At 71.3% G+C, this 24503-nt stretch carries 21 protein-coding genes; 17 read left to right on the plus strand and 4 right to left on the minus strand.

Features of this window, described 5'->3' with window-relative positions; genetic code table 11:
- The first annotated feature begins 142 nt into the window (after nt 1-142).
- From GA0115242_RS13740 to GA0115242_RS13750, 3 genes are all read left to right on the plus strand, one after another.
- Nucleotides 143-1093, plus strand: coding sequence for a PrsW family intramembrane metalloprotease (locus GA0115242_RS13740; RefSeq protein WP_093828107.1), 951 nt, complete (start codon nt 143-145; stop codon nt 1091-1093).
- A gap of 73 nt (nt 1094-1166) precedes the next feature.
- Nucleotides 1167-1412, plus strand: a complete 246-nt coding sequence (locus GA0115242_RS13745) for a heavy-metal-associated domain-containing protein (RefSeq protein WP_093828176.1) — start codon at nt 1167-1169, stop codon at nt 1410-1412.
- A 155-nt stretch (nt 1413-1567) separates the two neighbouring features.
- Entirely contained in the window at nt 1568-3823 is a 2256-nt protein-coding gene (locus tag GA0115242_RS13750) for a heavy metal translocating P-type ATPase (protein ID WP_093828109.1), read from the plus strand.
- An 830-nt stretch (nt 3824-4653) separates the two neighbouring features.
- Here the strand turns inward: GA0115242_RS13750 and GA0115242_RS13755 are convergent.
- The 3 genes from GA0115242_RS13755 to GA0115242_RS13765 form a co-directional block, all read right to left on the minus strand.
- The gene (locus GA0115242_RS13755; RefSeq protein WP_093828111.1) at nt 4654-5943 is read right to left on the minus strand and encodes a citrate synthase; all 1290 of its coding nucleotides are present in this window, start codon (nt 5941-5943) and stop codon (nt 4654-4656) included.
- Between the two features lie 322 nt (nt 5944-6265).
- Nucleotides 6266-8509 (minus strand): SF1B family DNA helicase RecD2, encoded by a 2244-nt coding sequence (locus GA0115242_RS13760; RefSeq protein WP_093828113.1) that lies wholly within the window; start codon nt 8507-8509, stop codon nt 6266-6268.
- 283 nt (nt 8510-8792) lie between these two features.
- Nucleotides 8793-9905, minus strand: coding sequence for an FAD-dependent oxidoreductase (locus GA0115242_RS13765; RefSeq protein WP_093828115.1), 1113 nt, complete (start codon nt 9903-9905; stop codon nt 8793-8795).
- A gap of 293 nt (nt 9906-10198) precedes the next feature.
- On the opposite strand from GA0115242_RS13765, the gene GA0115242_RS13775 reads away from it, so the two are divergent.
- A complete protein-coding gene (locus GA0115242_RS13775) occupies nt 10199-10537 on the plus strand; it encodes a hypothetical protein (protein ID WP_370672278.1) in 339 nt (112 codons plus the stop codon).
- Between the two features lie 24 nt (nt 10538-10561).
- Here GA0115242_RS13775 and GA0115242_RS13780 read toward each other — a convergent pair whose 3' ends face one another.
- Complete coding sequence (locus GA0115242_RS13780; protein WP_237549031.1) at nt 10562-11164, minus strand: hypothetical protein; 603 nt, start codon at nt 11162-11164, stop codon at nt 10562-10564.
- Between the two features lie 233 nt (nt 11165-11397).
- On the opposite strand from GA0115242_RS13780, the gene GA0115242_RS13785 reads away from it, so the two are divergent.
- The 13 genes from GA0115242_RS13785 (at nt 11398) to GA0115242_RS13845 (ending at nt 23636) form a co-directional block, all read left to right on the plus strand.
- Nucleotides 11398-12414, plus strand: a complete 1017-nt coding sequence (locus GA0115242_RS13785; protein WP_093828117.1) for a LacI family DNA-binding transcriptional regulator — start codon at nt 11398-11400, stop codon at nt 12412-12414.
- Entirely contained in the window at nt 12411-13967 is a 1557-nt protein-coding gene (locus GA0115242_RS13790) for a sugar ABC transporter ATP-binding protein (protein WP_093828118.1), read from the plus strand. The genes GA0115242_RS13785 and GA0115242_RS13790 overlap by 4 nt, the downstream gene beginning before the upstream one ends.
- The gene (locus tag GA0115242_RS13795) at nt 13957-15903 is read left to right on the plus strand and encodes an ABC transporter permease/substrate-binding protein (protein WP_093828119.1); all 1947 of its coding nucleotides are present in this window, start codon (nt 13957-13959) and stop codon (nt 15901-15903) included. The genes GA0115242_RS13790 and GA0115242_RS13795 overlap by 11 nt, the downstream gene beginning before the upstream one ends.
- 41 nt (nt 15904-15944) lie before the next feature.
- Nucleotides 15945-16892 carry a ribokinase gene (locus tag GA0115242_RS13800; RefSeq protein ID WP_093828120.1) on the plus strand — a complete coding sequence of 316 codons (948 nt, stop codon included), beginning with the start codon at nt 15945-15947 and terminating at the stop codon, nt 16890-16892.
- Nucleotides 16889-17281, plus strand: coding sequence for a D-ribose pyranase (gene rbsD, locus GA0115242_RS13805; protein WP_093828122.1), 393 nt, complete (start codon nt 16889-16891; stop codon nt 17279-17281). The genes GA0115242_RS13800 and rbsD overlap by 4 nt, the downstream gene beginning before the upstream one ends.
- 368 nt (nt 17282-17649) lie before the next feature.
- A complete protein-coding gene (locus GA0115242_RS13810; protein WP_256089426.1) occupies nt 17650-18066 on the plus strand; it encodes an NUDIX hydrolase in 417 nt (138 codons plus the stop codon).
- Nucleotides 18067-18077: 11 nt separating this feature from the next.
- The gene (locus GA0115242_RS13815) at nt 18078-18473 is read left to right on the plus strand and encodes a hypothetical protein (RefSeq protein WP_093828126.1); all 396 of its coding nucleotides are present in this window, start codon (nt 18078-18080) and stop codon (nt 18471-18473) included.
- Entirely contained in the window at nt 18470-19633 is a 1164-nt protein-coding gene (locus GA0115242_RS13820; protein ID WP_093828128.1) for a hypothetical protein, read from the plus strand. The genes GA0115242_RS13815 and GA0115242_RS13820 overlap by 4 nt, the downstream gene beginning before the upstream one ends.
- Before the next feature lie 9 nt (nt 19634-19642).
- On the plus strand, nt 19643-20461 hold the full coding sequence (locus tag GA0115242_RS13825; RefSeq protein WP_093828130.1) for an MBL fold metallo-hydrolase: 819 nt from the start codon (nt 19643-19645) through the stop codon (nt 20459-20461).
- A 19-nt stretch (nt 20462-20480) separates the two neighbouring features.
- Nucleotides 20481-21122, plus strand: a complete 642-nt coding sequence (locus GA0115242_RS13830; protein WP_093828132.1) for a hypothetical protein — start codon at nt 20481-20483, stop codon at nt 21120-21122.
- 12 nt (nt 21123-21134) lie between these two features.
- Nucleotides 21135-21869, plus strand: coding sequence for a hypothetical protein (locus tag GA0115242_RS13835; protein ID WP_093828134.1), 735 nt, complete (start codon nt 21135-21137; stop codon nt 21867-21869).
- Nucleotides 21870-22056: 187 nt separating this feature from the next.
- Nucleotides 22057-23082: a sugar-transfer associated ATP-grasp domain-containing protein gene (locus GA0115242_RS13840; RefSeq protein ID WP_161353136.1), complete on the plus strand. Its 1026-nt coding sequence runs from the start codon at nt 22057-22059 to the stop codon at nt 23080-23082.
- A gap of 11 nt (nt 23083-23093) precedes the next feature.
- Nucleotides 23094-23636 (plus strand): GNAT family N-acetyltransferase, encoded by a 543-nt coding sequence (locus GA0115242_RS13845; protein WP_161353138.1) that lies wholly within the window; start codon nt 23094-23096, stop codon nt 23634-23636.
- Nucleotides 23637-24503 lie beyond the last annotated feature (867 nt).

Genomic DNA, 24503 nt, shown 5'->3' on the forward strand with positions numbered 1-24503 from the left:
GGCACCCACCCGCGGTCGGGCGCGGGGACGGGGGGCGGACTCCGAACTGCGGAGTGACCGGTATGCACCGTAAAGTGCCGGTAAATCCTTTCAGTGCGGCCGTTCCGCACCGCCACCCCGCCCGAGCACGAGGGGATCCGCCGTGACCTATCCGCCGCCGCCCGGCACACCCCGGGCCCGTATCCCGGGGCCGCAGCAGCCGCCGCCGACGTACCCGCAGATCCGTCCCGGCCTGTGGAAGCGGTGCCTGTGGGGCGGGCTCGCGCTGTGGGTGCTGACCGCGTTCGTCACGTACGCCACGAAGAACACCACCCTGCTGCCGACGCTGATCCTGCTCGGCAGCTTCCTGGTGCCGGTCACCTTCGTCCTGTGGGCCTACGAGCGGCACGGCCGCGACCTGGGCGTCAGCGTGATCCTCGGCTGCTTCCTGACCGGTGGCACGCTGGGCGTCCTGGGCGCCTCGCTCATGGAGTACTACCTCGTCCATCCGTCCCTGTGGATGTTCGTCGGCGTCGGCCTGATCGAGGAGGCCGTCAAGGTGGCGGCGCTGATGTTCGTGCTGCGCCGCCAGGTGCGGATCAGGGGCATGCGCGCCGGACTGGTGCTCGGCGCCACCGTCGGCTTCGGCTTCGCCGCCCTGGAGTCCGCCGGGTACGCCTTCAACGCCGCGCTCAGCACCGACGGGATCGACCTGCGCGCCCTGCTCCAGACCGAGATCCTGCGCGGCGTCCTGGCCCCCTTCGGACACGGCCTGTGGACGGCGATCATCGGCGGGGTGCTGCTCTCCTGGCGTCGCCCGAACGGCCGCTTCCGCTTCGCCGCGCCGGTGGTCGGCACCTATCTCGGGGTGGCCCTGCTGCACGCCCTGTGGGACTCGACGCACGGCATCGCGGTCTGGCTGGTGGCCCAGCTGACCAGCGGCGGCCTGGACCGGGAGCTGTTCGCGCAGGGGTACATCCCGCGCCCGACCGACCAGCAGGCGCACCTGTTCACGCTGTTCTCGGTGGGGGGCCTGGTGGTGGTGGCGCTGTTCGGGGTGGCCTGGGTGCGGGCGCTGGCCCGCCGGGACCCCTCTTGGAGAAATACCCCCTAGGGGTATAACGTGGGGAAGGACGGGGTCCCCCGTGGGCCCCGCCGACCCCACACGCCTCGACGAGGAGAACGACATGACCGCCCCGACCGACACCCCGGGATCCGTGACCGCCGTCTACCGGGTCACCGGCATGAGCTGCGGACACTGCGAGGGTTCCGTCTCCGGTGAGCTGTCCGAACTGCCCGGCGTGACGTCGGTGAAGGCCGTCGCGTCGACCGGCGAGGTCACCGTGGTGTCCGAGGCGCCCCTGGACGAGGCCGCCGTGCGCGCCGCCGTCGACGAGGCGGGCTTCGAGCTGGCGGGCACCGGCACGGTCTGAGCACCCGCCCGCACCACCACGGCGCCGCCCGCCCCGCACCGCACGGGGCGGGACGCCCGCGCCACCACGACGAACAGCACCTGTTCTCCGACCGGGCCGTGCCGACCAGCTGATACTGGCTCCGCGCGGTCCGGTCCGATGTCTGGAGTCCGGACATGACCACCACCACGACCACCCGGTCACCGGGAGACCCGGCCGACACCACCGGCACGAGCGACGTCGAGCTGCTGATCGGCGGGATGACGTGCGCCTCCTGCGCCGCCCGCGTCGAGAAGAAGCTCAACCGGATCGACGGCGTCAGCGCCTCGGTCAACTACGCGACCGAGAAGGCGCATGTCAGCTATCCGGCGGGCATCGAGGTCGCCGACCTGATCGCCACCGTCGTCAGGACCGGGTACACGGCCGAGGAGCCGCCCCCGCCGCGCCCCGCGCCCGAGGAGGCGCCCGAGGCCGCCGAGGACCCGGAGCTGGCCGGGTACAGGCAGCGCCTCACCGTCACCGCGCTGCTCGCCGTCCCGGTGATCCTGCTGTCGATGATCCCCGCGCTCCAGTTCGCCGACTGGCAGTGGCTGGCGCTGACGCTGGCCGCGCCCGCGGTCGTCTGGGGCGGGCTGCCGCTGCACCGGGCCGCGTGGACCAACGCCCGGCACGGCGCCGCCACCATGGACACCCTGGTCTCGATCGGGACGCTGGCCGCGTTCGGCTGGTCGCTGTGGGCGCTGTTCCTCGGGGACGCGGGCATGGCCGGCATGAAGGACGAGTTCCGCTTCACCGTGTCGCGCGCCGACGGCGCCTCCACCATCTACCTGGAGGTGGCCGCGGGGGTCGTCGCCTTCGTCCTGCTCGGCCGTTATCTGGAGGCCAGGTCCAAGCGGCAGGCGGGGGCCGCGCTGCGGGCCCTGATGGAGCTGGGCGCCAAGGACGTCGCCGTCCTGCGCGACGGCCGCGAGGTGCGGATCCCGGTGGCCGACCTGGCCGTCGGCGACCGCTTCGTCGTCCGGCCGGGCGAGAAGGTCGCCACCGACGGTACGGTCGTCGAGGGCGCGTCCGCGGTGGACGCCTCCATGCTGACCGGAGAGTCGGTGCCGGTGGACGTGGGCGTCGGCTCCGCCGTCACCGGCGCGACCGTGAACGTCGGCGGGCGGCTGGTCGTCGCGGCGGCCCGGGTCGGCGCGGACACCCAGCTCGCCCGGATGGCGCGGCTGGTGGAGGAGGCGCAGAACGGCAAGGCCGAGGTGCAGCGGCTGGCCGACCGGATCTCGGCGGTGTTCGTGCCCGTCGTCCTGGTCCTGACGCTCGTCACCGCCGGCGTCTGGCTCGCCGTCACCGGCGACACGGTGGCCGCGTTCACCGCCGCCGTCGCCGTCCTGATCATCGCCTGCCCGTGCGCGCTCGGACTGGCCACCCCGACCGCGCTGCTGGTCGGCACCGGCCGGGGCGCCCAGCTCGGCATCCTCATCAAGGGCCCCGAGGTCCTGGAGTCCACCCGCCGCGTCGACACCGTCGTCCTCGACAAGACCGGCACGGTCACCACCGGCCGCATGACCCTGCGCGAGGTGTACGCCGACGGCGCCACCGGCGCCGACGAGGTGCTGCGGCTCGCGGGCGCCGTCGAGCACGCCTCCGAGCACCCGGTGGCCCGCGCGATCGCCGCGGGCGCCGCCGAGCGGCTCGGGGAGCTGCCCGGGGTGAGCGGCTTCGAGAACGTGCCCGGCAGGGGCGTGCGCGGGCGCGTCGGGGACCGCGAGGTGGCCGTGGGCCGTCTCTTCGACACGCTCCCCGAGGAGCTGGCACAGGCCAAGGAGGCGGCCGAGCGGGACGGGCGGACCGCCGTCACGGTCGGCTGGGACGGGACCGCGCGCGGTGTCGTGACCGTCGCCGACGCGGTGAAGGAGACCAGCGCCGAGGCGGTGGGCGCGCTGCGCGCGCTCGGCCTCACGCCGGTGCTGCTGACCGGGGACAACCGGGCGGTGGCCGAGGCGGTGGCCCGGGAGGTCGGCATCACTGAGGTGGTGGCGGAGGTGCTGCCGGGGGAGAAGGTCGACGCCGTACGGCGGTTGCAGCGCGAGGGCCGGTCGGTGGCGATGGTCGGGGACGGGGTGAACGACGCGGCGGCGCTGGCCGTCGCCGACCTCGGGCTCGCCATGGGGACCGGGACGGACGCGGCGATCGAGGCGAGCGACCTGACGCTGGTCCGCGGGGACCTGCGGGTGGCCGCGGACGCGATCCGGCTCGCCCGGCGGACCCTGGGTACCATCAGGGGCAACCTCGTCTGGGCCTTCGGGTACAACGTGGCCGCGCTGCCGCTGGCGGCGGCGGGACTGCTCAACCCGATGATCGCCGGGGCCGCGATGGCCTTCTCGTCGGTCTTCGTGGTGACGAACAGCCTCCGGTTGCGGACGTTCCGTTGACCTCCGCCCCCGGTACGGTGGAATCCGGCCGGAGTTACCGCGGGTTCGCGCAAGTCGAGGTAAGAGTCCCTCTAGAGTCCTGCGCCAGCCTCACATAAGCTCTTCACAAGGCTCGCGCATCATCCTTACGCTTGAGTCCCTGTCGCCGTATCGGGGCTCTTGCGTAGCTATCGGACATATGCAAGAGACGCAGATCACAGTGATGCGAACGTAACCATCAAAGGGGCTCGAAGGTCTAAGTTGACGATGTCAGGCAGCGTCTTGGGGGGCGTTTCCTGGCATCTGAGGATGTCTTGGGGGACTTCCTCAGAGATGCGTTGCCGGGGCACGTACACCGGGCAGCTTTGAGCGGCCATCCCGACGTGCGCTGTCCCGGCAGATCGCACCTGGCAGTACCTAGCAGCACCCAGTAGTACGGCGAGTTCTGCTCGTTCTGCTCAACCGCAACACCAGCGATTTCAGGCGCTGTCCTCACAGACGCCCGGCCGGATCCCGTGGGGGGAATCCGCACCGGGACATGGGAAGGCGCCCTGGACGTCGGCCCGTGGGGGGACCGCCGCCAGGGCGCCTTCCGCTTTCCGCGCCTCTTCGCGCGCCCTGAGCCGCTCCAGGACCCGAAAATCCCTCTGCGGCCCTTCCGCCCTGCGATCTCGCAGCGTTGCCGCCTCGCCGCCTTACGCCCTGCCGCCCTGCCGCCTCGATCAGGGCGAGCCCGTGCGGCCGTGTCCGTAGGCCCGCGCGCGCGACGGCCCCCGGGCACGACGAAGGGGCGCCGGATGAACCGGCGCCCCTTCGTGGGCCGCTGAGGCCACGCGCGGGCGAGCAGCGGGTCAGCGCTCCTCGACCGCCACGAAGTCGCGCTCGACGACGCCCGTGTAGATCTGGCGCGGACGGCCGATGCGGGAGCCGGGCTCCTTGATCATCTCGTGCCACTGCGCGATCCAGCCCGGGAGCCGGCCGAGGGCGAACAGGACCGTGAACATCTCGGTCGGGAAGCCCATGGCCCGGTAGATCAGGCCGGTGTAGAAGTCGACGTTCGGGTAGAGGCTGCGCGAGACGAAGTAGTCGTCGGAGAGCGCGTGCTCCTCCAGCTTCAGGGCGATGTCCAGCAGCTCGTCGGACTTGCCCAGCGCGGAGAGGACGTCGTGCGCGGCGGCCTTGATGATCTTGGCGCGCGGGTCGAAGTTCTTGTAGACCCGGTGGCCGAAGCCCATCAGGCGGACGCCGTCCTCCTTGTTCTTCACCTTGCGGATGAAGGCGTCGACGTCGCCGCCGTCCTCGCGGATGCCCTCCAGCATCTCCAGCACGGACTGGTTGGCGCCGCCGTGCAGCGGACCCCAGAGCGCGTTGATGCCGGCCGAGATGGAGGCGAACATGTTCGCCTGCGAGGAGCCCACCAGGCGCACCGTCGACGTCGAACAGTTCTGCTCGTGGTCGGCGTGCAGGATGAGGAGCTTGTCGAGGGCGGAGACGACGACCGGGTCGGGGTCGTACTCCTGCGCGGGGACCGAGAAGGTCATGCGGAGGAAGTTCTCGACGTAGCCGAGGTCGTTGCGCGGGTAGACGAACGGGTGGCCGATCGACTTCTTGTACGCGTAGGCCGCGATCGTCGGGAGCTTGGCGAGCAGCCGGATCGTGGAGAGGTTGCGCTGCTTCTCGTCGAACGGGTTGTGGCTGTCCTGGTAGAACGTGGACAGCGCCGAGACCACCGACGACAGCATCGCCATCGGGTGCGCGTCGCGCGGGAAGCCCCGGTAGAAGTTCTTGACGTCCTCGTGCAGCATCGTGTGCTGCGTGATCTCGTCCTGGAACGAGGTCAGCTCGTCGCCCTTGGGCAGCTCACCGTTGATCAGCAGGTAGGCCACCTCAAGGAAGGTGGAGCGCTCGGCCAGCTGCTCGATCGGGTAGCCGCGGTAGCGGAGGATGCCCGCCTCACCGTCGAGGTAGGTGATCGCGGATTTATAGGCAGCGGTGTTCCCGTACCCGCTGTCCAGCGTCACCAGACCGGTCTGGGCGCGGAGCTTCCCGATGTCGAAGCCCATGTCGCCGACGGTGCTGTCGATCACCGGGTAGGTGTACTCGCCGTCGCCGTACCGCAGTACTACAGAGTTGTCGCTCACGTCTTCCCTCACCGACGTTGTGCCTCATCTTCGAGGTGCCCTGACTGTCTCTACCTTCCCCCACTTGGTGTAGGAGAGTGCACTCGGGGTCGACCATCGGGTCTATCGGCGGCACTCAGTGCCGCCAACTCGCTCATCCTGCCCCCTGTGTTCCCCGACGGGAAGTGCTGTGTGACCTTCGCGACTCATTTGATCGATCATTTGTTGTGATCCTTGACACAGGGCGGTCGCGTCCGCCATCGCGTATGTCGGGGGTCGGTGCTCCGGGGCCACGGAGGTCGACGTTCCGTGTCCGGTGCCAGCCTCGCAGACGGGGGCCGGGTCAGACCCGTGGCGGAGCGGGGGCGAGCCGGAAGTCGAGTGCCGTGCACCGCCGTCCGGCGGAGACCGTGCGGACCGCCTGGCCGATCGCCTTGCGCGAGCCGACCAGCACGACCAGGCGCTTGGCGCGGGTGACGGCCGTATACAACAGGTTCCGCTGCAGCATCATCCAGGCGCCCGTGGTGACCGGGATCACCACCGCCGGGTACTCGCTGCCCTGCGAACGGTGGATGGTCACGGCGTAGGCGTGCGCCAGCTCGTCGAGTTCGTCGAACTCGTACGGCACCTCCTCGTCCTCGTCGGTCAGCACGGTCAGCCGCTGCTCGACCGGATCGAGGGAGGTGACGACGCCGACCGTGCCGTTGAAGACGCCGTTCGCGCCCTTCTCGTAGTTGTTGCGGATCTGGGTGACCTTGTCGCCGACCCGGAAGACCCGGCCGCCGAACCGCTTCTCCGGCAGGTCGGGGCGGGCCGGGGTGATCGCCTGCTGGAGCAGGCCGTTGAGGGTGCCCGCGCCCGCCGGGCCCCGGTGCATCGGGGCGAGGACCTGGATGTCGCGGCGCGGGTCGAGGCCGAACTTGGCGGGGATGCGGCGAGCGGCGACGTCGACGGTGACGCGGCCCGCGTCCTCCGTCTCGTCCTCGACGAAGAGGAAGAAGTCCTTCAGGCCGTCGGTGACGGGGTGCTGGCCCGCGTTGATGCGGTGCGCGTTGGTGACCACCCCCGACTCCTGCGCCTGCCGGAAGACCCGGGTCAGGCGCACCGCCGGGATCGGGCCGCCGTCGGCCAGCAGGTCGCGCAGCACCTCGCCCGCGCCGACGCTGGGGAGTTGGTCCACGTCGCCCACGAAGAGCAGGTGTGCGCCCGGCGGGACCGCCTTGACCAGCTTGTTCGCCAGCAGCAGGTCCAGCATGGACGCCTCGTCCACGACGACGAGGTCCGCGTCGAGCGGGCGGTCGCGGTCGTAGGCGGCGTCCCCGCCGGGCTTCAGCTCCAGGAGGCGGTGCACGGTGGACGCCTCGGCGCCGGTCAGCTCGGCGAGCCGTTTGGCGGCGCGGCCGGTGGGGGCGGCGAGGACCACACGGGCGCCGCGGGCGCGGGCCAGCTCCACGATCGAGCGGACCGTGAAGGACTTGCCGCAGCCGGGGCCGCCGGTCAGCACGGCGACCTTCCGCGTCAGCGCGAGCCTGACGGCGGACTCCTGCTCCGGGGCCAGCTCCACGCCCGTCCGGCCCCTGAGCCAGCCGAGCGCGCGGGCCCAGTCGACGTCCTGGAAGGCGGGCATCCGGTCCTCGTCGGTGCGCAGGAGGCGCAGGAGCTGGGCGGCGAGGGAGAGTTCGGCGCGGTGGAAGGGGACCAGGTAGACGGCGGTGACGGGCTCGCCGCCGTCGGGGCCCGGGACCTTCTCGCGGATCACGCCGGGTTCCTCGCCGTCCTCCCCCGGCGCGGCCAGCTCGGCGAGGCACTCGATGACGAGGCCGGTGTCGACCTGGAGGAGTTTCACCGCGTCGGAGATCAGCCGCTCCTCGGGCAGGTAGCAGTTGCCCTGGTCCGTCGCCTGCGACAGCGCGTACTGGAGCCCGGCCTTGACCCGCTCGGGGCTGTCGTGCGGGATGCCCACGGACTGGGCGATCTTGTCGGCGGTGAGGAACCCGATGCCCCAGACGTCGGCGGCGAGCCGGTAGGGCTGGTTCTTCACCACGGAGATCGACGCGTCGCCGTACTTCTTGTAGATGCGGACCGCGATCGACGTCGACACCTCGACGCTCTGGAGGAAGAGCATGACCTCCTTGATCGCTTTCTGCTCCTCCCAGGCGTCGGCGATCTTCCTGGTGCGCTTGGGGCCGAGCCCCGGCACCTCGATCAGCCGCTTCGGCTCCTCCTCGATGATCCGGAGGGTGTCGACGCCGAAGTGCCGGGTGATGCGGTCGGCGAAGACCGGCCCGATGCCCTTGACCAGGCCGGAGCCGAGGTAGCGCCTGATGCCCTGGACGGTGGCGGGCAGGACGGTCGTGTAGTTCTCCACGGTGAACTGCTTGCCGTACTGCGGGTGGGAGCCCCAACGGCCCTCCATCCGCAGCGACTCCCCCGCCTGCGCGCCGAGCAGCGCGCCGACGACCGTGAGGAGATCGCCCGCGCCGCGTCCGGTGTCGACGCGGGCGACCGTGTAGCCGTTCTCCTCGTTGGCGTACGTGATCCGCTCCAGCACGCCTTCGAGCGTGGCGAGGCCCGTCTGATTGGACATGCCCCGACGGTACCGGTGAGGTCTGACACCGACCCCGCGGTCAGCCGCGGGAGGCCCGCTTCACCGCGTCGAGAGACACCGCGAAGGCGGCCACGGGAAAGGCGGGAACGGCCCGCGAACGGGCCTTGGTTGAAGGGCTCCGGGTTGCGCTTCCGCGTCGATGAAGGCCGAGCCGTGCGGTACGTCGCGGACGACCGTGTCCAGCGCCGGGACCGGACCGCCCGGGTGCACCGCTCGGCGACCCGGGCACGTACGCCTGGTGCGAACTCGCCTCGGTGCCCGGTCAGCCGGCCTGACGGAGCAGGCTCCAGGGGGTGTCGTCGCCCAGGATCTCCCGGATGTCGGGGCTCTCGGCGGTGGACGCCGCGCTGCGCGGGAACAGGTCCCGCTCGTACGCGGTGAGCGCCGCCTCGGTGTCGCCCGGGTGGGCGGCGACGGCCCTGGCGAGTGCGGCGCCGTCGTACATCGCCAGGTTGGCGCCCTCGCCGTTCGGCCCGGTGAGGTGGGCCGCGTCACCGAGCAGGGTCACCCCGGGGGTCCGGTCCCAGCGGTGGTCGGCGGGCAGGGTGTGCAGGGTGCGCACGACCGGCGGGGTGTCGCCCTCGGTGATCAGCGCGGTCAACTCCGGTGCCCAGCCGTCGAACTCGCCCCGTATCCGCGCGGTGGCCCGCGCCGGGTCGGTGACGTCGATCCCGTCGATCCACTCCCGCGACCGCGCGAGCATCACCCAGGCGTGGAGGTTCCCGTCGCGCTCCCGGTGCGCCAGCAGCCCCTTGCCCGGTTCGAGCGCCATCAGCGTGCCGCCGCCGACCATGCGCGCGGTCCGCGGGTGCCGGTGGTCGCCGTCGAGGAGGTGGGACTCGACGAACGACACCCCCGTGTACGTGGGGACGGCCTCCGACAGCAGCGGCCTGACCCGCGACCAGGCGCCGTCCGCGCCCACCAGCAGGCTCGTGACGACGGTGGCGCCGTCGGCGAAGACCACCTCGTGGCGTCCCGCGCCCAGGGGCCGGACCGTCCTGACCTTGTGGCCCCAGCGGACGGTGCCCGCCGGGAGGGAGTCGAGCAGCAGACGGCGCAGCTCGCCGCGGAGCACCTCGGGCTTGCCGCCGGTGCCGTCGTCGGGCACGTCCAGCAGGATCTTCCCGTCCCGGTCCATGAGCCGCAGCGCCTGGCGTCCCGCCAGGACCAGGTCCTGGAACGCGTCCAGCAGACCGGCCTCGCGCAGGGCGGGCTGGCCGTTGTACTCGCGGATGTCGAGCAGTCCGCCCTGGGCGCGCGCCGTCGGGGACGCCTCCGCCTCGTAGACCGTGGACGGGATGCCGTGGACGTGCAGGACACGGGCGAGGGTGAGGCCCCCCAGCCCGGCACCGATGATCGTGACGTCGGACGTCATGACGGCTCCTTGTGATCACGCCTGCCGGGCGGACGCCCGAGCGGCTCTGCACCGAAGCTCCCAGGCACCCCCGACAGGCCGCCGACACGCACGCGACAACGCACCCACACCTCCGACAGGCGACCGACGGGGCCGAAGCGCCCGGTCTGCCCCGCTCCCAGCCCTTGACCCGGCCGTGGACGGCCGTCAGAACCGCGTTCAGCTCGCGGGGCGTGCGACGACCGGGGCACGTACGTCTGGTGCGAACTTCCGGCCGCCCAGCTCGTTGATCTCATCGCACGAAAGGAGAGCTGATGGTCGTCGACTCGTGCCTGGTCGATCCCCAGGCGAAGCAGATGTGGAGGGACCTGATGACGGCGATCCAGTACTTCTGGCGGCACCCCCTGGCGGAGCAGGTGCGCGAGGAGGGCCGGGAAGAGGGCAGGGAAGAGGGGCGCGAGGAAGGCCGGGAGGAAGGGCGTCTCGGGAAGGCCCGTGAGATGGTTCTGAACATCCTGGAGTGGCGCGGCCTGCCCGTCACGGACGCCACCCGGGCGCGCGTCTGCGCCTGCTCGGACCCCGTCCGGCTCGACGCCTGGGCCCAGCAGGCCACCCACGCCTCGACCGCCGAGGAGTTGTTCACCGGCGAGTGAGCCGACGCGGCCGCCTCCCGCGCGTCAGCCCAGGGCGTCGTCCGGTTCCGGGAAGTCGTCGACCACGGATCTGCCCCGTTCCGGGGCGCGGCGGGGGCGGGCGGTGGTCGCGCCGGTGACGCCCAGGTCGGCGCGCATCGCGTCTCGCATCGTCTCGATCAGGGTCCACAGGTCCCGCTGCGCCTCGGCGGCCGACCGCAGGGTCTCGCCCTCGCCCGGTCTGCCCTGCTCCCAGCGCTTGACCCGGCCGTAGACGGCCGTCAGCGCCGCGTTCACCTCGTGGGCCGGGGCGACGACCGGGTCGGGGGCGATCATCAGCGCCTCCGACCAGCGGTCGCGGAAGGCGTCCTTGGTCTCCTCCAGCACCCGCACGTCGTCCGGTCCGGCCTCGCGGTCCCTCAGCACGTACAGGTGACGGCTGATCGACGTCGCGAACTGCCGTGCGTCCCGGTGGAGTTCCGCGTAGCAGCGGCGCCGCAGCTCGCGGTTCTCCCTGGCCTCCTGGAGCGCCTGGGCCGTCTCCAGCTCGCGCCGCTTGGCCCGGTCCGCGCCGCGCTGGGTGAGCAACGCGCCCCCGAGCGTGCCCGCGACACCCGTCACCGCGATCAACACCGCCCCGATATCCATGGGTTCAGCCTAGGGCGCGACGATTTCCGGTCGTCGGGCTCCCGGGACGGCAGCGTCTTCGCTCCCGGTATCCCCGCCCCGCCGTGGCACCGTCGTCCCGCGCTCCACGCCGTCGCCGGACCGGTCACGATTGGGTCTCGGGGCGGGCACCCCTCTTGCCAGTCGCTCGTGTAATCGATTCCAATCCTCCGTGAAACGTCGATGTAATCGATTCCACAAGGAGGTGGAACGCGATGGCGAGCATCAAGGACGTCGCCGCCGAGGCGGAGGTCTCCGTCGCCACGGTCTCGCGCGTCCTGAACGACCACCCGTCGGTCAGCGCCGCCGCGCGCGTCCGCGTGCTGGCCGCCGTCGACGCCCTGGGCTACCGGCCCAACGCCGTCGCCCGTTCCCTGCGCACCGACCAGACCCGCACCCTCGGCCTGGTCATCAGCGACGTGCTCAACCCCTACTTCACCGAGCTGGCCCGCTCCGTCGAGGAGGAGGCCCGCGCGCTCGGCTACAGCGTCATCATCGGCAACGCCGACGAACGCCCCGAACTCCAGGACCACCACATAAGGACCCTGCTGGACCGCAGGATCGACGGGCTGCTCGTCTCCCCCACCGACGGCGGCTCCCCGCAGATGCTGGACGCCGCGCTGGCCGGGACGCCGATGGTCTTCGTCGACCGGTGGATCCCCGGACTCGACGTGCCCGTGGTGCGCGCCGACGGCACCGGCGCCGTCCGCGACCTCGTCGCCCATCTGCACGGGCTCGGCCACCGGCGGCTCGCGATCATCGCGGGCCCGGCCGCCACCACCACCGGCAGCGAGCGCGTCGAGGCGTTCCGGGACGCGCTCGCCGCGTACGGCGTCCCGCTGCCCGACGTGTACATCGGCCAGGGCGACTTCCAGGCGGAGAGCGGACGCCGGGTCACCGAGGGCTTCCTCGACCTGCCCGTGCCGCCCGAGGTCGTCTTCGCCACCGACAACCTGATGGCGCTGGGCGCCCTGGACGCCGTCCGCGCGCGCGGGCTGCGCGTCCCGGACGACCTCGCGCTCGCCGCCTTCGACGACATCCGCTGGTTCGTGCACACCGACCCGCCGATCACCGCGATCGCGCAGCCGACCGGGGATCTCGGCCGGGCCGCCGTCCGCGCCGTCGTCGACCGGATCGAGGGGCGGGCGCCCGCGTCCGTCACCCTCCCGGCCCGTCTCGTCGTCCGCAGCTCGTGCGGCGAGTCATCCGCAACGAACAGGAGCCAGCCGTGAGCGACCCGGACGAGTTGCTGCGCATCGAGGCCGTACGGAAGACCTTCCCCGGGGTGATCGCGCTCGACGGCGTCGACTTCGACCTGCGCCGGGGCGAGGTGCACGTCCTGCTCGGCGAGAACGGCGCGGGCAAGAGCACCCTCATCAAGATGCTCTCCGGCGCCCACACCCCCGACTCCGGGAGGATCCTGGCCGCCGGGGAGGAGGTGCGCATCCACGGGGCGCAGGACGCCGCCCGCCTCGGGATCGCCACGATCTACCAGGAGTTCAACCTGGTGCCCGACCTCACCGTCGCCGAGAACATCTTCCTGGGACGGCAGCCGCGCCGGTTCGGCATGATCGACCGGCGCCGCATGGAGGCCGACGCCGAGGTGCTCCTGGCGCGCGTCGGCGTCGACGTCTCCCCCCGCGCGCGGGTGCGTGAACTCGGCATCGCCCGGCTCCAGATGGTCGAGATCGCCAAGGCGCTGAGCCTGGACGCGCGCGTGCTCATCATGGACGAGCCGACCGCCGTGCTCACCTCCGAGGAGGTCGAGAAGCTGTTCGCGATCGTGCGGGCGCTGCGCGCGGACGGCGTCGGGGTCGTCTTCATCACCCACCACCTGGACGAGATCGCCGCCCTCGGCGACCGGGTCACCGTCATCCGGGACGGGAGGTCCGTCGGCCAGGTGCCCGCCTCCACCCCCGAGGACGAACTCGTCCGGCTGATGGTGGGCCGCTCCATCGCGCAGCAGTACCCGCGCGAACGGCCCGCCGCCGGGACCGCGTTGCTCTCCGTCCGGGGCCTCACCCGGGACGGCGCCTTCGCCGACGTCGGCTTCGAGGTGCGCGCCGGTGAGGTGGTCGGCATCGCCGGTCTGGTCGGCGCGGGACGCACCGAGGTCGCGCGGGCCGTCTTCGGCGCCGACCCCTACGACCGGGGCAGCGTGCGTGTCGGCGGCAGGGAGCTGCGGCGCGGGGACGTCAACGCGGCGATGGCCGCCGGGATCGGCCTGGTGCCCGAGGACCGCAAGGGCCAGGGCCTGGTCCTGGACGCGTCCGTCGAGGAGAACCTCGGCCTGGTCACCCTGCGCTCCGCCAGCCGCGCCGGGGTCGTCGACCGGAAGGCGCAGCACACGGCGGCCGAGCGGATCGCCGGGCAGCTCGGGGTGCGGATGGCGGGCCTCGGCCAGCAGGTGCGCACCCTGTCCGGCGGCAACCAGCAGAAGGTCGTCATCGGCAAGTGGCTGCTCGCCGACGCGAAGGTCCTCATCCTCGACGAGCCGACGCGCGGCATCGACGTCGGCGCGAAGGTCGAGATCTACCAGCTGATCAACGAACTGACGGCCGCCGGTGCCGCCGTCCTGATGATCTCCAGCGACCTCCCGGAGGTGCTCGGCATGAGCGACCGGGTCCTGGTCATGGCGCAGGGCCGGATCGCGGGCGAACTCACCGCCGACGAGGCCACCCAGGACGCGGTGATGTCCCTCGCCGTCAGTACTCCCGTCCCCGCCCCCGCCACCGCCACCGGCGGCACCCCTGCTACCGAAACGGAGGCCCCCCGTGGCCACTGACACGCTCAAGAGCGCGACGGGCGCGAGCGGCCCTGCGGGGCTGCGCCGGCTGCTGCTCGACAACGGCGCGCTGACCGCGCTGATCGTCCTCGTCGTCGCCCTGTCGGCGCTCTCCGGGGACTTCCTGACCGCCGACAACCTGCTGAACGTCGGGGTCCAGGCGGCCGTCACCGCCGTCCTCGCCTTCGGCGTCACCTTCGTCATCGTCTCCGCCGGGATCGACCTGTCGGTCGGCTCGGTGGCCGCGCTGTCGGCGACCGTGCTCGCCTGGGGCGCCACCCAGCACGGGGTGCCCGTGGTCCTCGCCGTGGTCCTCGCCGTGCTCACCGGCATCGTCTGCGGCCTGGTCAACGGCTTCCTCGTCTCGTACGGGAAGCTCCCGCCGTTCATCGCGACGCTCGCCATGCTGTCGGTGGCGCGCGGGCTGTCGCTGGTGCTGTCCGGCGGGGTGCCGATCCCGTTCCCCGACTCGGTCTCGCACCTCGGCGACACCCTCGGCGACTGGCTGCCGGTGCCGGTGCTGGTCATGGTGGCGATGGGGCTGATCGCCGCGTTCGTGCTCGGCCGCACCTACATCGGCCGCTCCATGTACGCGATCGGCGGCAACGAGGAGGCCGCGCGCCTGTCCGGGCTGCGGGTCAAGCGGCAGAAGCTCGCGATCTACGCGCTCTCCGGCCTCTTCGCCGCCGTCGCCGGTGTCGTGCTCGCCGCCCGGCTCTCCTCCGCGCAGCCGCAGGCCGCCGACGGCTACGAACTCGACGCCATCGCCGCCGTCGTCATCGGCGGCGCCTCCCTCGCGGGCGGCACCGGCAAGGCGTCCGGCACCCTGATCGGCGCGCTGATCCTCGCGGTGCTGCGCAACGGCCTCAACCTGCTGAACGTGTCCGCGTTCTGGCAGCAGGTCGTGATCGGCGTGGTGATCGCCCTCGCGGTGCTGTTCGACACGCTGCGCCGCAAGGCGGGGGCGACCCCGGTGGCGGCGGGCACCGGCGGCGGCAGGGGCCGTCAGGCGGCGACGTACGGTCTCGCGGCCGTCGTCACGGTGGCGATCGTCGGCGCGACCTCCTTCCTGCACAACGGCTCGTCCGCGGCGGCGAATCCGAGGATCGGCCTGTCGCTGTCCACCCTCAACAACCCCTTCTTCGTGCAGATCCGGGCGGGCGCGCAGGCCGAGGCGAGGAAGAAGGGCGTCGACCTGACCGTCACCGACGCCCAGAACGACGCCTCGCAGCAGGCCAACCAGCTCCAGAACTTCACCAGTTCGGGCCTGGGCGCGATCGTCGTCAACCCGGTGGACTCGGACGCCGCGAGCAACTCCGTGAAGGCCGCGGGCAAGGCGCGGATCCCGGTGGTCGCCGTGGACCGGGGCGTCAACGGCGCGACCACGGCCACGCTGGTCGCCTCCGACAACGTCGCCGGTGGTGAACTCGCCGCGAAGACCCTCGCCGAGAAGCTCGGCGGCACCGGCAGGATCGTCATCCTCCAGGGGCAGGCCGGCACCTCCGCCGCCCGCGAGCGCGCCCAGGGCTTCGCCGCCGGGCTCAGGAAGTACCCCGGCATCAAGGTCGTCGCCCAGCAGCCCGCCGACTTCGACCGCAGCAAGGGGCTCGACGTGATGTCGAACCTGCTCCAGTCCCACCCGGACGTGCGGGGCGTCATCGCCGCCAACGACGAGATGGCGCTCGGCGCGATCAAGGCACTCGGCTCCAAGGCGGGCGCCTCGGTGCCCGTGGTCGGGTTCGACGGCACGCCGGACGGCCTCGCCGCCGTCAAGAAGGGCACGCTGTACGCGTCCGTCGCCCAGCAGCCCACCCAGCTCGGCAGGATCGCCGTGGACAACGCCCTCAAGGCGATCCGGGGCGAGAAGGTCGACGCGACGGTCAAGGTGCCGGTGAAGGTCGTCACCAAGGAGAACGCGGCCGGATTCACGGGCTGAGCCCCGCCGTCCCGTTCCCCCCGCCTCTCCAGGGAGTTCCCATGTACGACTACGACCTGCTGGTCGTGGGATCGGCCAACGCCGATCTGGTCATCGACGTCGAACGGCGTCCCGGCGCCGGTGAGACGGTGCTCGGCGGCGACCTCGCCGTCCACCCCGGCGGCAAGGGCGCCAACCAGGCTGTCGCGGCGGCCCGCCTCGGCGCTCGCACCGCGCTGCTGGCCCGGGTCGGCGACGACGGCCACGGACGGCTGCTCCTCGACTCGCTGCGCACGGCCGGTGTCGCGACGGCGGGCGTCCTGACGGGCGGGGCGCCGACCGGCGTCGCGCTGATCACCGTCGACCCGTCGGGTGACAACAGCATCGTGGTGTCACCGGGCGCCAACGGCCGGCTGACCCCCGGGGACGTGCGGGACGCCGACCGCCTCCTGCGGACCTCGCGGGTCGTCTCGGCGCAGTTGGAGATCCCGCTGGAGACGGTCGTGGAGGTCGTCCGGAGGCTGCCCGAGGGCGGCCGGTTCGTGCTGAACCCGTCGCCGCCCCGGCCGCTGCCGCGCGAGGTGCTCGCGGCCTGCGACCCGCTGATCGTCAACGAGCACGAGGCGAAGGTGATCCTGGGCGGCGCGGCGGCCGGGGACGCCCCCGAGGACTGGGCGCGGTCGCTGCTCGCCGAGGGCCCGCGCTCGGTGGTCGTCACCCTGGGCGCCGAGGGCGCGCTGGTCGCCTCGGCGGCGGACGCGGACGAAGCCCGTGACGGGGATGGGGAAGGGGACGGCGTGGAGGTGGCGCGGGTGGCGCCGGTGCGGGTCGACGCCGTCGACACCACGGGCGCGGGCGACGCGTTCACGGCGGCGCTGGCCTGGCGGCTGGGGACCGGCGCGACCCTCGCGGAGGCGGCCGGGTACGCGGCACGGGTCGGGGCGGCCGCGGTCACCCGGCGCGGGGCGCAGGAGTCGTTCCCGACCGGCGCCGAGGTGGGGGCGCCGTGAGGCGGGCGGGCATCCTGAACCGTCATCTCACGGGCGCGATGGCCGCGTTGGGGCACGGGGACGGGGTGCTGGTGTGCGACGCCGGGATGCCGATCCCGGAGGGGCCCCGGGTGGTGGACCTGGCGTTCAGGGCCGGGGTGCCGGCGTTCGCCGAGGTCCTCGACGGGCTGCTCGCGGAGCTGGTCGTGGAGGGCGCGACGGCGGCGGCCGAGGTGACCGGCGCCAACCCGGAGGCGGCGGCGCTGCTGGCGGACCGCTTCCCGGACGCGCTGACGCTGGTCCCTCACGAGGACCTGAAACGGCTGACGGCGGACGCCCGGCTGGTGGTCCGCACGGGCGAGGCCCGCCCGTACGCGAACGTGCTGCTGCGGTGCGGGGTGTTCTTCTGACGCTTCGCCGAGCGGCGGGGGCCGGAGGTCCCGGGAGCCCGGGGACTCTGCGGCGCCCGGGGATGTCCCGGCCGGGTTTCCCGCGACGTCGGGGAGCCTCGGCCCGGGGTCCTCTCCGGTTGCCAGAAAGGCGTCAGGGGCCCGGTCCGTCGACCGGGCCCCCGCTGCTTTCCCCTCCCCAGAACGCCTCGCGATCCCCCCCCGGGTCCCCCACCGAGACGTCCTGATGCCCAGTACGACGGGCGGGATGGGGGGAGGGTTGTACGGCGGTGCGGATTTTTTTCGCCGGATCCCTGAGCGACCGGACACTTCCGGCGTGACGGACGTCACAACTCGCTAGAATGCGGGGGACCGTTGGGGAGCGTCTCGTGGAATCCGATCTCGCTGTACCGCTTCATGCCGTCAGCGTCACCGGCGTCGTCCTCAAGGACGACGGTCGCCTGCTCGCGATCAAGCGGGCGGACGACGGCACTTGGGTGCCGCCGGGAGGGCTGTTGGAAAGAGACGAAGAAGTGGAGCAAGGAGTCGTCCGCGAAGTCTTCGAGGAGACCGGCGTCACAGTGCGACCTGTGCGGCTCACCGGTGTCTACAAGAACGTCTCCCTGCGCACGATAACCATCGCCCTCCTCTGTCATGTGGAGGCGGGCGAGCCCCGCGTCTCGGACGAGGCGGTGGACGTCAGGTGGTTGACCCAGAAGGAGGCCGAATTGATGATGCCTCCCCTTCGCGCGCTCAGAGTGCGGGACGCGCTCGACTCGAACGGTCCGTTCGTCCGGTCCTACTGACGCGGTCGGAGGTGCGCATCACGTTCTACGCGCGGGTACTGCGGGTGCCCCTGCTGGTGATGGTCCTGGCCACCGCCGCCGTCCATGAGGGGACCAGACGCCTCTCGATCAGCAGCGACACCGAGGTGATGGGGCTGCTGTCCCAGTTCGACGGCACGGCCACCACCGTCTTCGTGGCCCTCGCCACGTTACGCGCCTCGGTCAGATCCGAGACCCCGGAGGGAAACGCACGCATGTGGCGGCGCTCGGTACGGTTCCAGTTCGCAGCGGCGTTTGCGCTCGTCGCGTTCGTCGTCGCGACCGCCGCGGCGCACTACACGAATCTGGGCTCATGGGCCGTGGCACTCAATATCACCACGACGGTCAGCGTGCTGTGGGCACTCGTCGGCCCGATCGAGCCGGCATGACCCTGCGCCTGGAGTACGACCTCTCCCTCGCGCCGTCCTCGCACGTGGACCGGATCGTCACCGCCGTAAGGACCGGGCTCCTGGCGCATCGGACAGACCGCCTGGCGGACATCGGCATGACCTACCGCACGGACACCCGTCAGGACGGGCTGAGGCTCTCCCTCAGCGTGGACCTCGAACTCGGCGACTTCGGAATGGCCGAACGAGGTTCGGCGGGGTTGGTCGCTCTGCTCGGAGGCACGAGCTTCCGGGATCCCGCGATCCGGAAGGTGACGCTGAGCGCGTTCGGCCCGCGGGAGAGTGACTCCTTCTTCCCGGGCCCGGTCCTCGGGACCGGGCTCCTGGACGGGTCCGCCTCTCCCGCGCCCTGGCTCTCCGTGCCCGTGCCGAAGACAGCGGCCCGGCAGTCCTGGAACGACGTGAGCCGCACCCTGGTACGGGCCGGGGTGCAGGTCATCACCGACCTCAGCCTGAACGTGAACGACCAAGAACTGGCCACACGCGCCGAGGTCGTGGCGGAGGAGGCGACTGCGGCACGCCCTGTCGCGCTCTTCTTCAACGCGACGAGCAGACTCGAGTACGCGGTCAGGCTGGTCGAGAAGATCGCCACGGACGTGCAGCCCCGGACCCCCAACATCACCCTGGGCATCCGTATGTGCCCGGTGGCCATGGGCTTCTCGGTCTTCGAGTACCTGCGCGCCTGGAACGTGCCGATCTTCGCCTACACGCTCGCCTCCTACCCGTCGGGCCGTACCTCCTGGAGTCAGTCCGCCTACGCCTCGATGATCCACGCCATGGGCGGTGACATCGTCAACGTCGGGCTGCTGAGCGTCCCCGCCCTGGAGAGCGGAACGCTCTACGAAGCCATCATGCCTCTCCTCAACCGGAGAAACGGCGGCAGAGCCAGCCTGCCCGCGCTGACCGGAGGCGTCGAGCCACGTGCCGCCTACGCGTACGCGGCGGCCGTCGACGATCCCGTACTGCTCCACACCATGACCCCGGTCTTCCGCGGCGGCCTCGAACGACGGAGCGTGCGAAGACGGGTCAAGGCCATCCGCGAGGCGGTGGAGGCCGGCCGACGGTCGCTGGACATCGAGCGCCTCTTCGCCGAGCGCAACTCCTCTGTGCGCAACTGGCAGGAACTCGAAGAAGAAAGGTGAAGAACCAGAGTGAACGACGGACGACAGCCCACACCGGGAGAGCCCGAAGCGGGCACAGACCACCGCGCGGGCACACTGCACGTCCTGGGGAGCGGATCGGCCAGGCCGAGCGCCGCTCGGGCGAACTCCTCGTACCTGGTCGAGGCCGCCGGTTCGCTGCTGGCCGTCGACTGCAGCGGCAGCCCCGTGCACGAGATCCTGCGCCGCGGGCTCGATCCCGGTTCTCTGCGGCACCTCCTCCTGACTCATGGCCACGCCGACCATGTGTACGGCCTTCCCAGCCTGATCCACTCCCTGTGGATGCTGGGCCTGTGCAAGGAGGAACCGCTCACCGTTCACGGGACGCCTGAGACGCTCGGTGTCGGGCGGGCGCTTCTCGCTCCCTTCGGGCTCGAGCAGCGGCGCAACGCCCCCCGCATCGATTGGAACCCCGTCACACCAGACCGCCCCACCGCCTGCGAGGGCATCAAGGCACTCGCCGTCACCGCTTTCCCCGTCACCCATGGCGGCATGGAGGCACTCGGGTACCGAATTCTCGACACCGTTCTCTCCGGCGACGCCGTCTGCGACGACCGGCTGGCAAGCGCGGTCGACGACTCCGTGCGGACACTCGTCGTCGACTGCGGCGGCGGCCGGTCCGGGAACGCGGGGCACGCGGGCGCCACGGACATCGCACAACTCGTACGTGCGCGGACCGCGTTGGAGACCGTCCTGCTGACGCACATCGGATTCCCGGCGGACGAGGAGCGCGAGGTGCTGGACGCGTTCCACGGCTGCCGGGCCGACGTGCGCATCCTCGCGGACGGTGATCGCCTTGAACTCGTCTGATCCGACGATCTTCTGCAGCATGGGAGGCTCGGGCTCGACGTACCTGCGCCAGGCTCTGGGCAGGGCCGGGCTGGCCGTTCACAACAAGCCGGACATCGTGCACCACCGCCACTGGGTGAAGCAGGGCCGCGCCGCGCAGAGCGCCGAATTCACGCGGCGGGCCGACGGTTGGAACCTGGACACCGACGATGTCACCGGCATACGGCACTACCTCGACCGGCTCGCCTCGGCCCCGGCCACGACGGCGGTGCTGAGCACCTGGGCGGAACAGCACCTCCTGCGGCACACCGGTCGGCGACGCGTCGTCTTCCTCCTCCGTGAACCGGCGGCGGCCTACCGTTCGATGTGCGAACCCGGCCGGCACGGAGACATCGCCGACGAGTACGGCGGACCGGACTCATGGTTCGCGGTCTTCTACGCCGAACGCTGGCGCAAGATCGCTGAGGAGTATCTGACGCTGCGTGCGGCAGGCTGGGACGTCTTCCTCTGGTCCTACGAGCACCTGCCCGAGCACGCTCGCAGGGACGGCTACGGCGAGATCGTCACCGGCTGGCGGTGTTCGGCCCCTCGCCTGCGACCGGCTCTCCGGGACCAGACGATCGATCTGATCAGGCGCTGCACGGACGAGGTACGAGAAGCCCTGGACATGTCCGACTGGTGAGAGGGAGCCGCCATGGCCACAGGGCCGACCGTCACAGGCGACGTCGCGATCGGGAGACGCAACACCTTCGCACCCGGTGTCGTGATCTACGGCCCAGCGGTCATAGGCGACGACAATTTCTTCGGTGCCTACTCCGTCATCGGCGGGCGATGCCGCCAGGCACATCGGCGGAGCGTCGCCCGGCACGGCACCGGAGCGGTCCACATCGGCAACGGCAACTACTTCGGGGAGCACTCCGTCGTGCACGGCCCGATCGGGAACGTCACAGTCGTCCGCGACAACAGCTCGGTCGGGGCAGGCACCGTTCTGGCCCACGACACGCACACGGGCTCTCATGTCACCCTCTCCGTCAACTGCGTCGTGGGGGGCCACAGCGTCCTGCTCGACTGGAGCGGGCTCGGCATCGGAAGCACCCTGCACCCCAGGACCGTCATGGGTCAGTGGTCCTACGCGGGCATGGCTGCCGTGGTCACCCGCACGGTGCGTCCGGGCCATCTGGTGATCGGCAACCCCGCACGCCCCCTGCGCCCGAACTACGAGGCGTTCGTCCGCTCCGGCCTGGACGCCATGTCCTTGACGCAACTCCGTGAGTTTTTGGAGACCGGAGAGATACCGGAGGGACCAGTGCTGGTCTCCCGTGCCGTGGCCGAGTTCGAGACCGCGGTGGCACAGACGGTCAGGAACAGAGTGCTGCGGAGCTGGGCGGATGTGGAATCGGAGCGCTCGCGAGCGGTCGCCGGTGACTGACGTCTCCGACCCGACCGGTCGTCCGATGCCGTTGTGGCTCGCCGCACGCTCCGTGTGCGGGGCGCACCGTGACCAGTTGACACCGGCCACGGCACCACGCCTGAGCTGGGGAGCGGTCGTCATGTCGACGACCGGTCCGGGAAGCACGGGTCGGCTTCTGCGATCCGTCTTCTACGGCCTCAGGGGCGTGGCAGACGTGTGGCGTCGCCGTCACGCCGTCAGCGAGGACCACGTGCTCCTCGACGCCCTGCTCCTGGCGCTCCGTACCGGTTGTGACAGCCGCGACATCGCCGCGCTGCGCCGATGCGGGAGATCTGGTCTCGACGCCCTGAACGGTGTGGTGCCCCGCGCACGCCGCGCGGAACACCGGGACTGGAACAACTGTGCCGTGGCAGCGGCGCTGGTCAACGACAAAACGGAGTGCAACCGACGGCTAGGGTCGGCGGGGATCGACGTCCCCCGCCAGGTCCCGGTCCCTCCGACGACCCGCATCCGTGCACGGGACGGGGGTCCGGCCGCGCAGGTCCTGGAGTTCAGCCATCCGGACATCCCACCCGGCACCCTCTGTGTCCTGAAGGACCGCCAAGGACTGCAGGGCGACTCCGTGTGGGCGGCCCGCACATGCCAGGAGCCGTCCCCGGGGCACCACGAGGCCGCCAAGGGATCTGAGCAACTGCGGGAGTTGGTGCGCGGGGATCGACTCGTCGCCGAGGAGCGGCTGAGGCCGCCGGACTGGTTCGCTGAGGCAGGTGACACCGCTCTGCCGACCGTGCGCGTGGTCACATCCCGGCTCAGCGGGCGCACGGAGGTGGTGGGCATGGTCCTGTTCCGCGGCGGGCCCGGCGCCGTCGCCGCCAATCGCAGACAGGGCGGCACCGCGCATCTGATGGGCGAGGACGGTTCCTTCGGGGACGGGCTGGACGCACAGGGTGCGGACCGGGGGCCATGCGCCTACGTTCTTCCCGCTCCCTGGGCCACGGGGATGCGCGCGATGTGTGTGCGGGCCCACCGGTTGTTCCCGTGCCTCGGCTCGGTCGGCTGGGACGTGGGACTGGCTCAGCGAGGTCCTGTCCTTCTTGAGGGCAACCCGAACTGGGGCATGAATGTTCCTCAGTTGATGCCGGGTAGGCCCATGCTGCAGGAGTTCAGACGGACCCGCATCAGGGAGGACTGGCGGAGCAGACCCGGGGCGCGGGAGAGGGGCGGACCGTGAAAGAGGCCGACGTGCACATAGCCAGACTCGACGACCCACGGTCGAGCGCCTTCCTCGCCTTCGCTCGCCGGGCCACGCTGGACAGCCTCACCGCCCTGCGGTCGCATCGGCACACCGCACCTGGACAGAGCTGCCTCTGCGCGTGGTACCGGGGGGAGGTGATCGGCTGCACCTCCTGGCTCCCCCGGCGCAGGCTCCGCTACGCGAACCTGGAGGGCGCCCAATCCCACTTGACGGCTGTACACCTGTGTTCGTCCGAAGTCCTGCCGGAATTTCGCGGACTCGGGGTCGGCAGCCTGCTCTACGAGCGCAGGCTCGTGGAGTGCGGCGGCGCCGACCAGCCCGTCAGTGTCGAGATCCTCGGCCGCGGCCGTCCTCTGTCCGTCGCGGCAGGAGCCCTGCCCGGCCTCGTCTGGCACCTCGCCCGCGGCTTCCTGATCGTCGGACACAGCGTCGACGAGGACGCCGGTCCCGTACTGGCCCGGAAGGCGCCGGCGGCTACCGCCACGCTCCCGCGCACTGCGTCGCCCGCGACGTCTTCTGAACGGATCTGAGCGACACGACATCGCCACAGCTCAGTGCACGGCCATGAGCAGGGAGAAGTGGTGCCATTCGCGATCAGTCCGTAGTGATCTGAGCGCAGTCGACGTCATCCCCAGAGTGTGATTAACGCAACGTGCGTCACGGGAACTGAGCGACCGAGCCGTGGTCAACTCTCGCGAAGTCGCTGGCAGTTGCCTTGATCGCCACATACGTGGCATGCCGACCGCCCGGTAGGTGCCGCCGCGCCACCCGCGCGAACCCTCCGGCACCCGCAGACGCGGCTTTCACGCACCGTGGCGCACGGTGCCGCCCGGTACTGTGTGGGGCTATCACCGCTCCCCGGAGGGTCCGCGAAGACGACGTGGGCGCCCCGCGGGGTTCACGAACGTGGACCAGAAAGGGGGCGGCCCGATGGCTGCACAGCCAGAGGGACACCAGAACACCACAGCGGACAAGATCTACCGTCGCACCCGCTGGCTCGGACTTGTCTTCACGATCTACAAGATCGTGCGCGAGTTCCTGAGCCACTAAAGGGAACAGCCCCGACCCGAAGGTCGGGGCGGACCCGATCTGGTGTTGCCAGAGGGCCTCATCTCTGCATGCTTGGCGGCTTCGGAGATGGGGCTCTCGCCTTGTCCTGAGCAACGGCCCCATCTTGCCCTGCTCCCAAGATCCTTCGCGACACTTGCACACAGGTCGCGCCACACGCAGGATCGTCAACTCCGGTCCGGATTCCAGCGTTCGACCTGATCAGATAATGCGTGGCCACGCGAAAGTGATGCAAGTCACAAGTTTGATAGTGACGCAAGGCACAGTAGCTTGTCCGATTTATTCGGTTCTACCGGCGCGTAAGCCCGGTATCCGATGTGGCGGCGGAA

It is taken from the genome of Streptomyces sp. SolWspMP-5a-2, from assembly GCF_900091845.1.
GTDB classification, from domain to species: Bacteria; Actinomycetota; Actinomycetes; order Streptomycetales; family Streptomycetaceae; genus Streptomyces; species Streptomyces doudnae.

Excerpts from the sequence above, each read along its gene's own strand:
- GA0115242_RS13745 (WP_093828176.1), top strand. The coding sequence starts at position 1,167 with ATGACCGCCCCGACCGACACCCCGGGATCCGTGACCGCCGTCTACCGG.
- GA0115242_RS13750 (WP_093828109.1), top strand. The coding sequence starts at position 1,568 with ATGACCACCACCACGACCACCCGGTCACCGGGAGACCCGGCCGACACC.
- GA0115242_RS13760 (WP_093828113.1), bottom strand. The coding sequence starts at position 8,509 with ATGTCCAATCAGACGGGCCTCGCCACGCTCGAAGGCGTGCTGGAGCGG.
- GA0115242_RS13765 (WP_093828115.1), bottom strand. The coding sequence starts at position 9,905 with ATGACGTCCGACGTCACGATCATCGGTGCCGGGCTGGGGGGCCTCACC.
- GA0115242_RS13775 (WP_370672278.1), top strand. The coding sequence starts at position 10,199 with ATGGTCGTCGACTCGTGCCTGGTCGATCCCCAGGCGAAGCAGATGTGG.
- GA0115242_RS13780 (WP_237549031.1), bottom strand. The coding sequence starts at position 11,164 with ATGGATATCGGGGCGGTGTTGATCGCGGTGACGGGTGTCGCGGGCACG.
- GA0115242_RS13785 (WP_093828117.1), top strand. The coding sequence starts at position 11,398 with ATGGCGAGCATCAAGGACGTCGCCGCCGAGGCGGAGGTCTCCGTCGCC.
- GA0115242_RS13800 (WP_093828120.1), top strand. The coding sequence starts at position 15,945 with ATGTACGACTACGACCTGCTGGTCGTGGGATCGGCCAACGCCGATCTG.
- GA0115242_RS13820 (WP_093828128.1), top strand. The coding sequence starts at position 18,470 with ATGACCCTGCGCCTGGAGTACGACCTCTCCCTCGCGCCGTCCTCGCAC.
- GA0115242_RS13830 (WP_093828132.1), top strand. The coding sequence starts at position 20,481 with ATGGGAGGCTCGGGCTCGACGTACCTGCGCCAGGCTCTGGGCAGGGCC.
- GA0115242_RS13835 (WP_093828134.1), top strand. The coding sequence starts at position 21,135 with ATGGCCACAGGGCCGACCGTCACAGGCGACGTCGCGATCGGGAGACGC.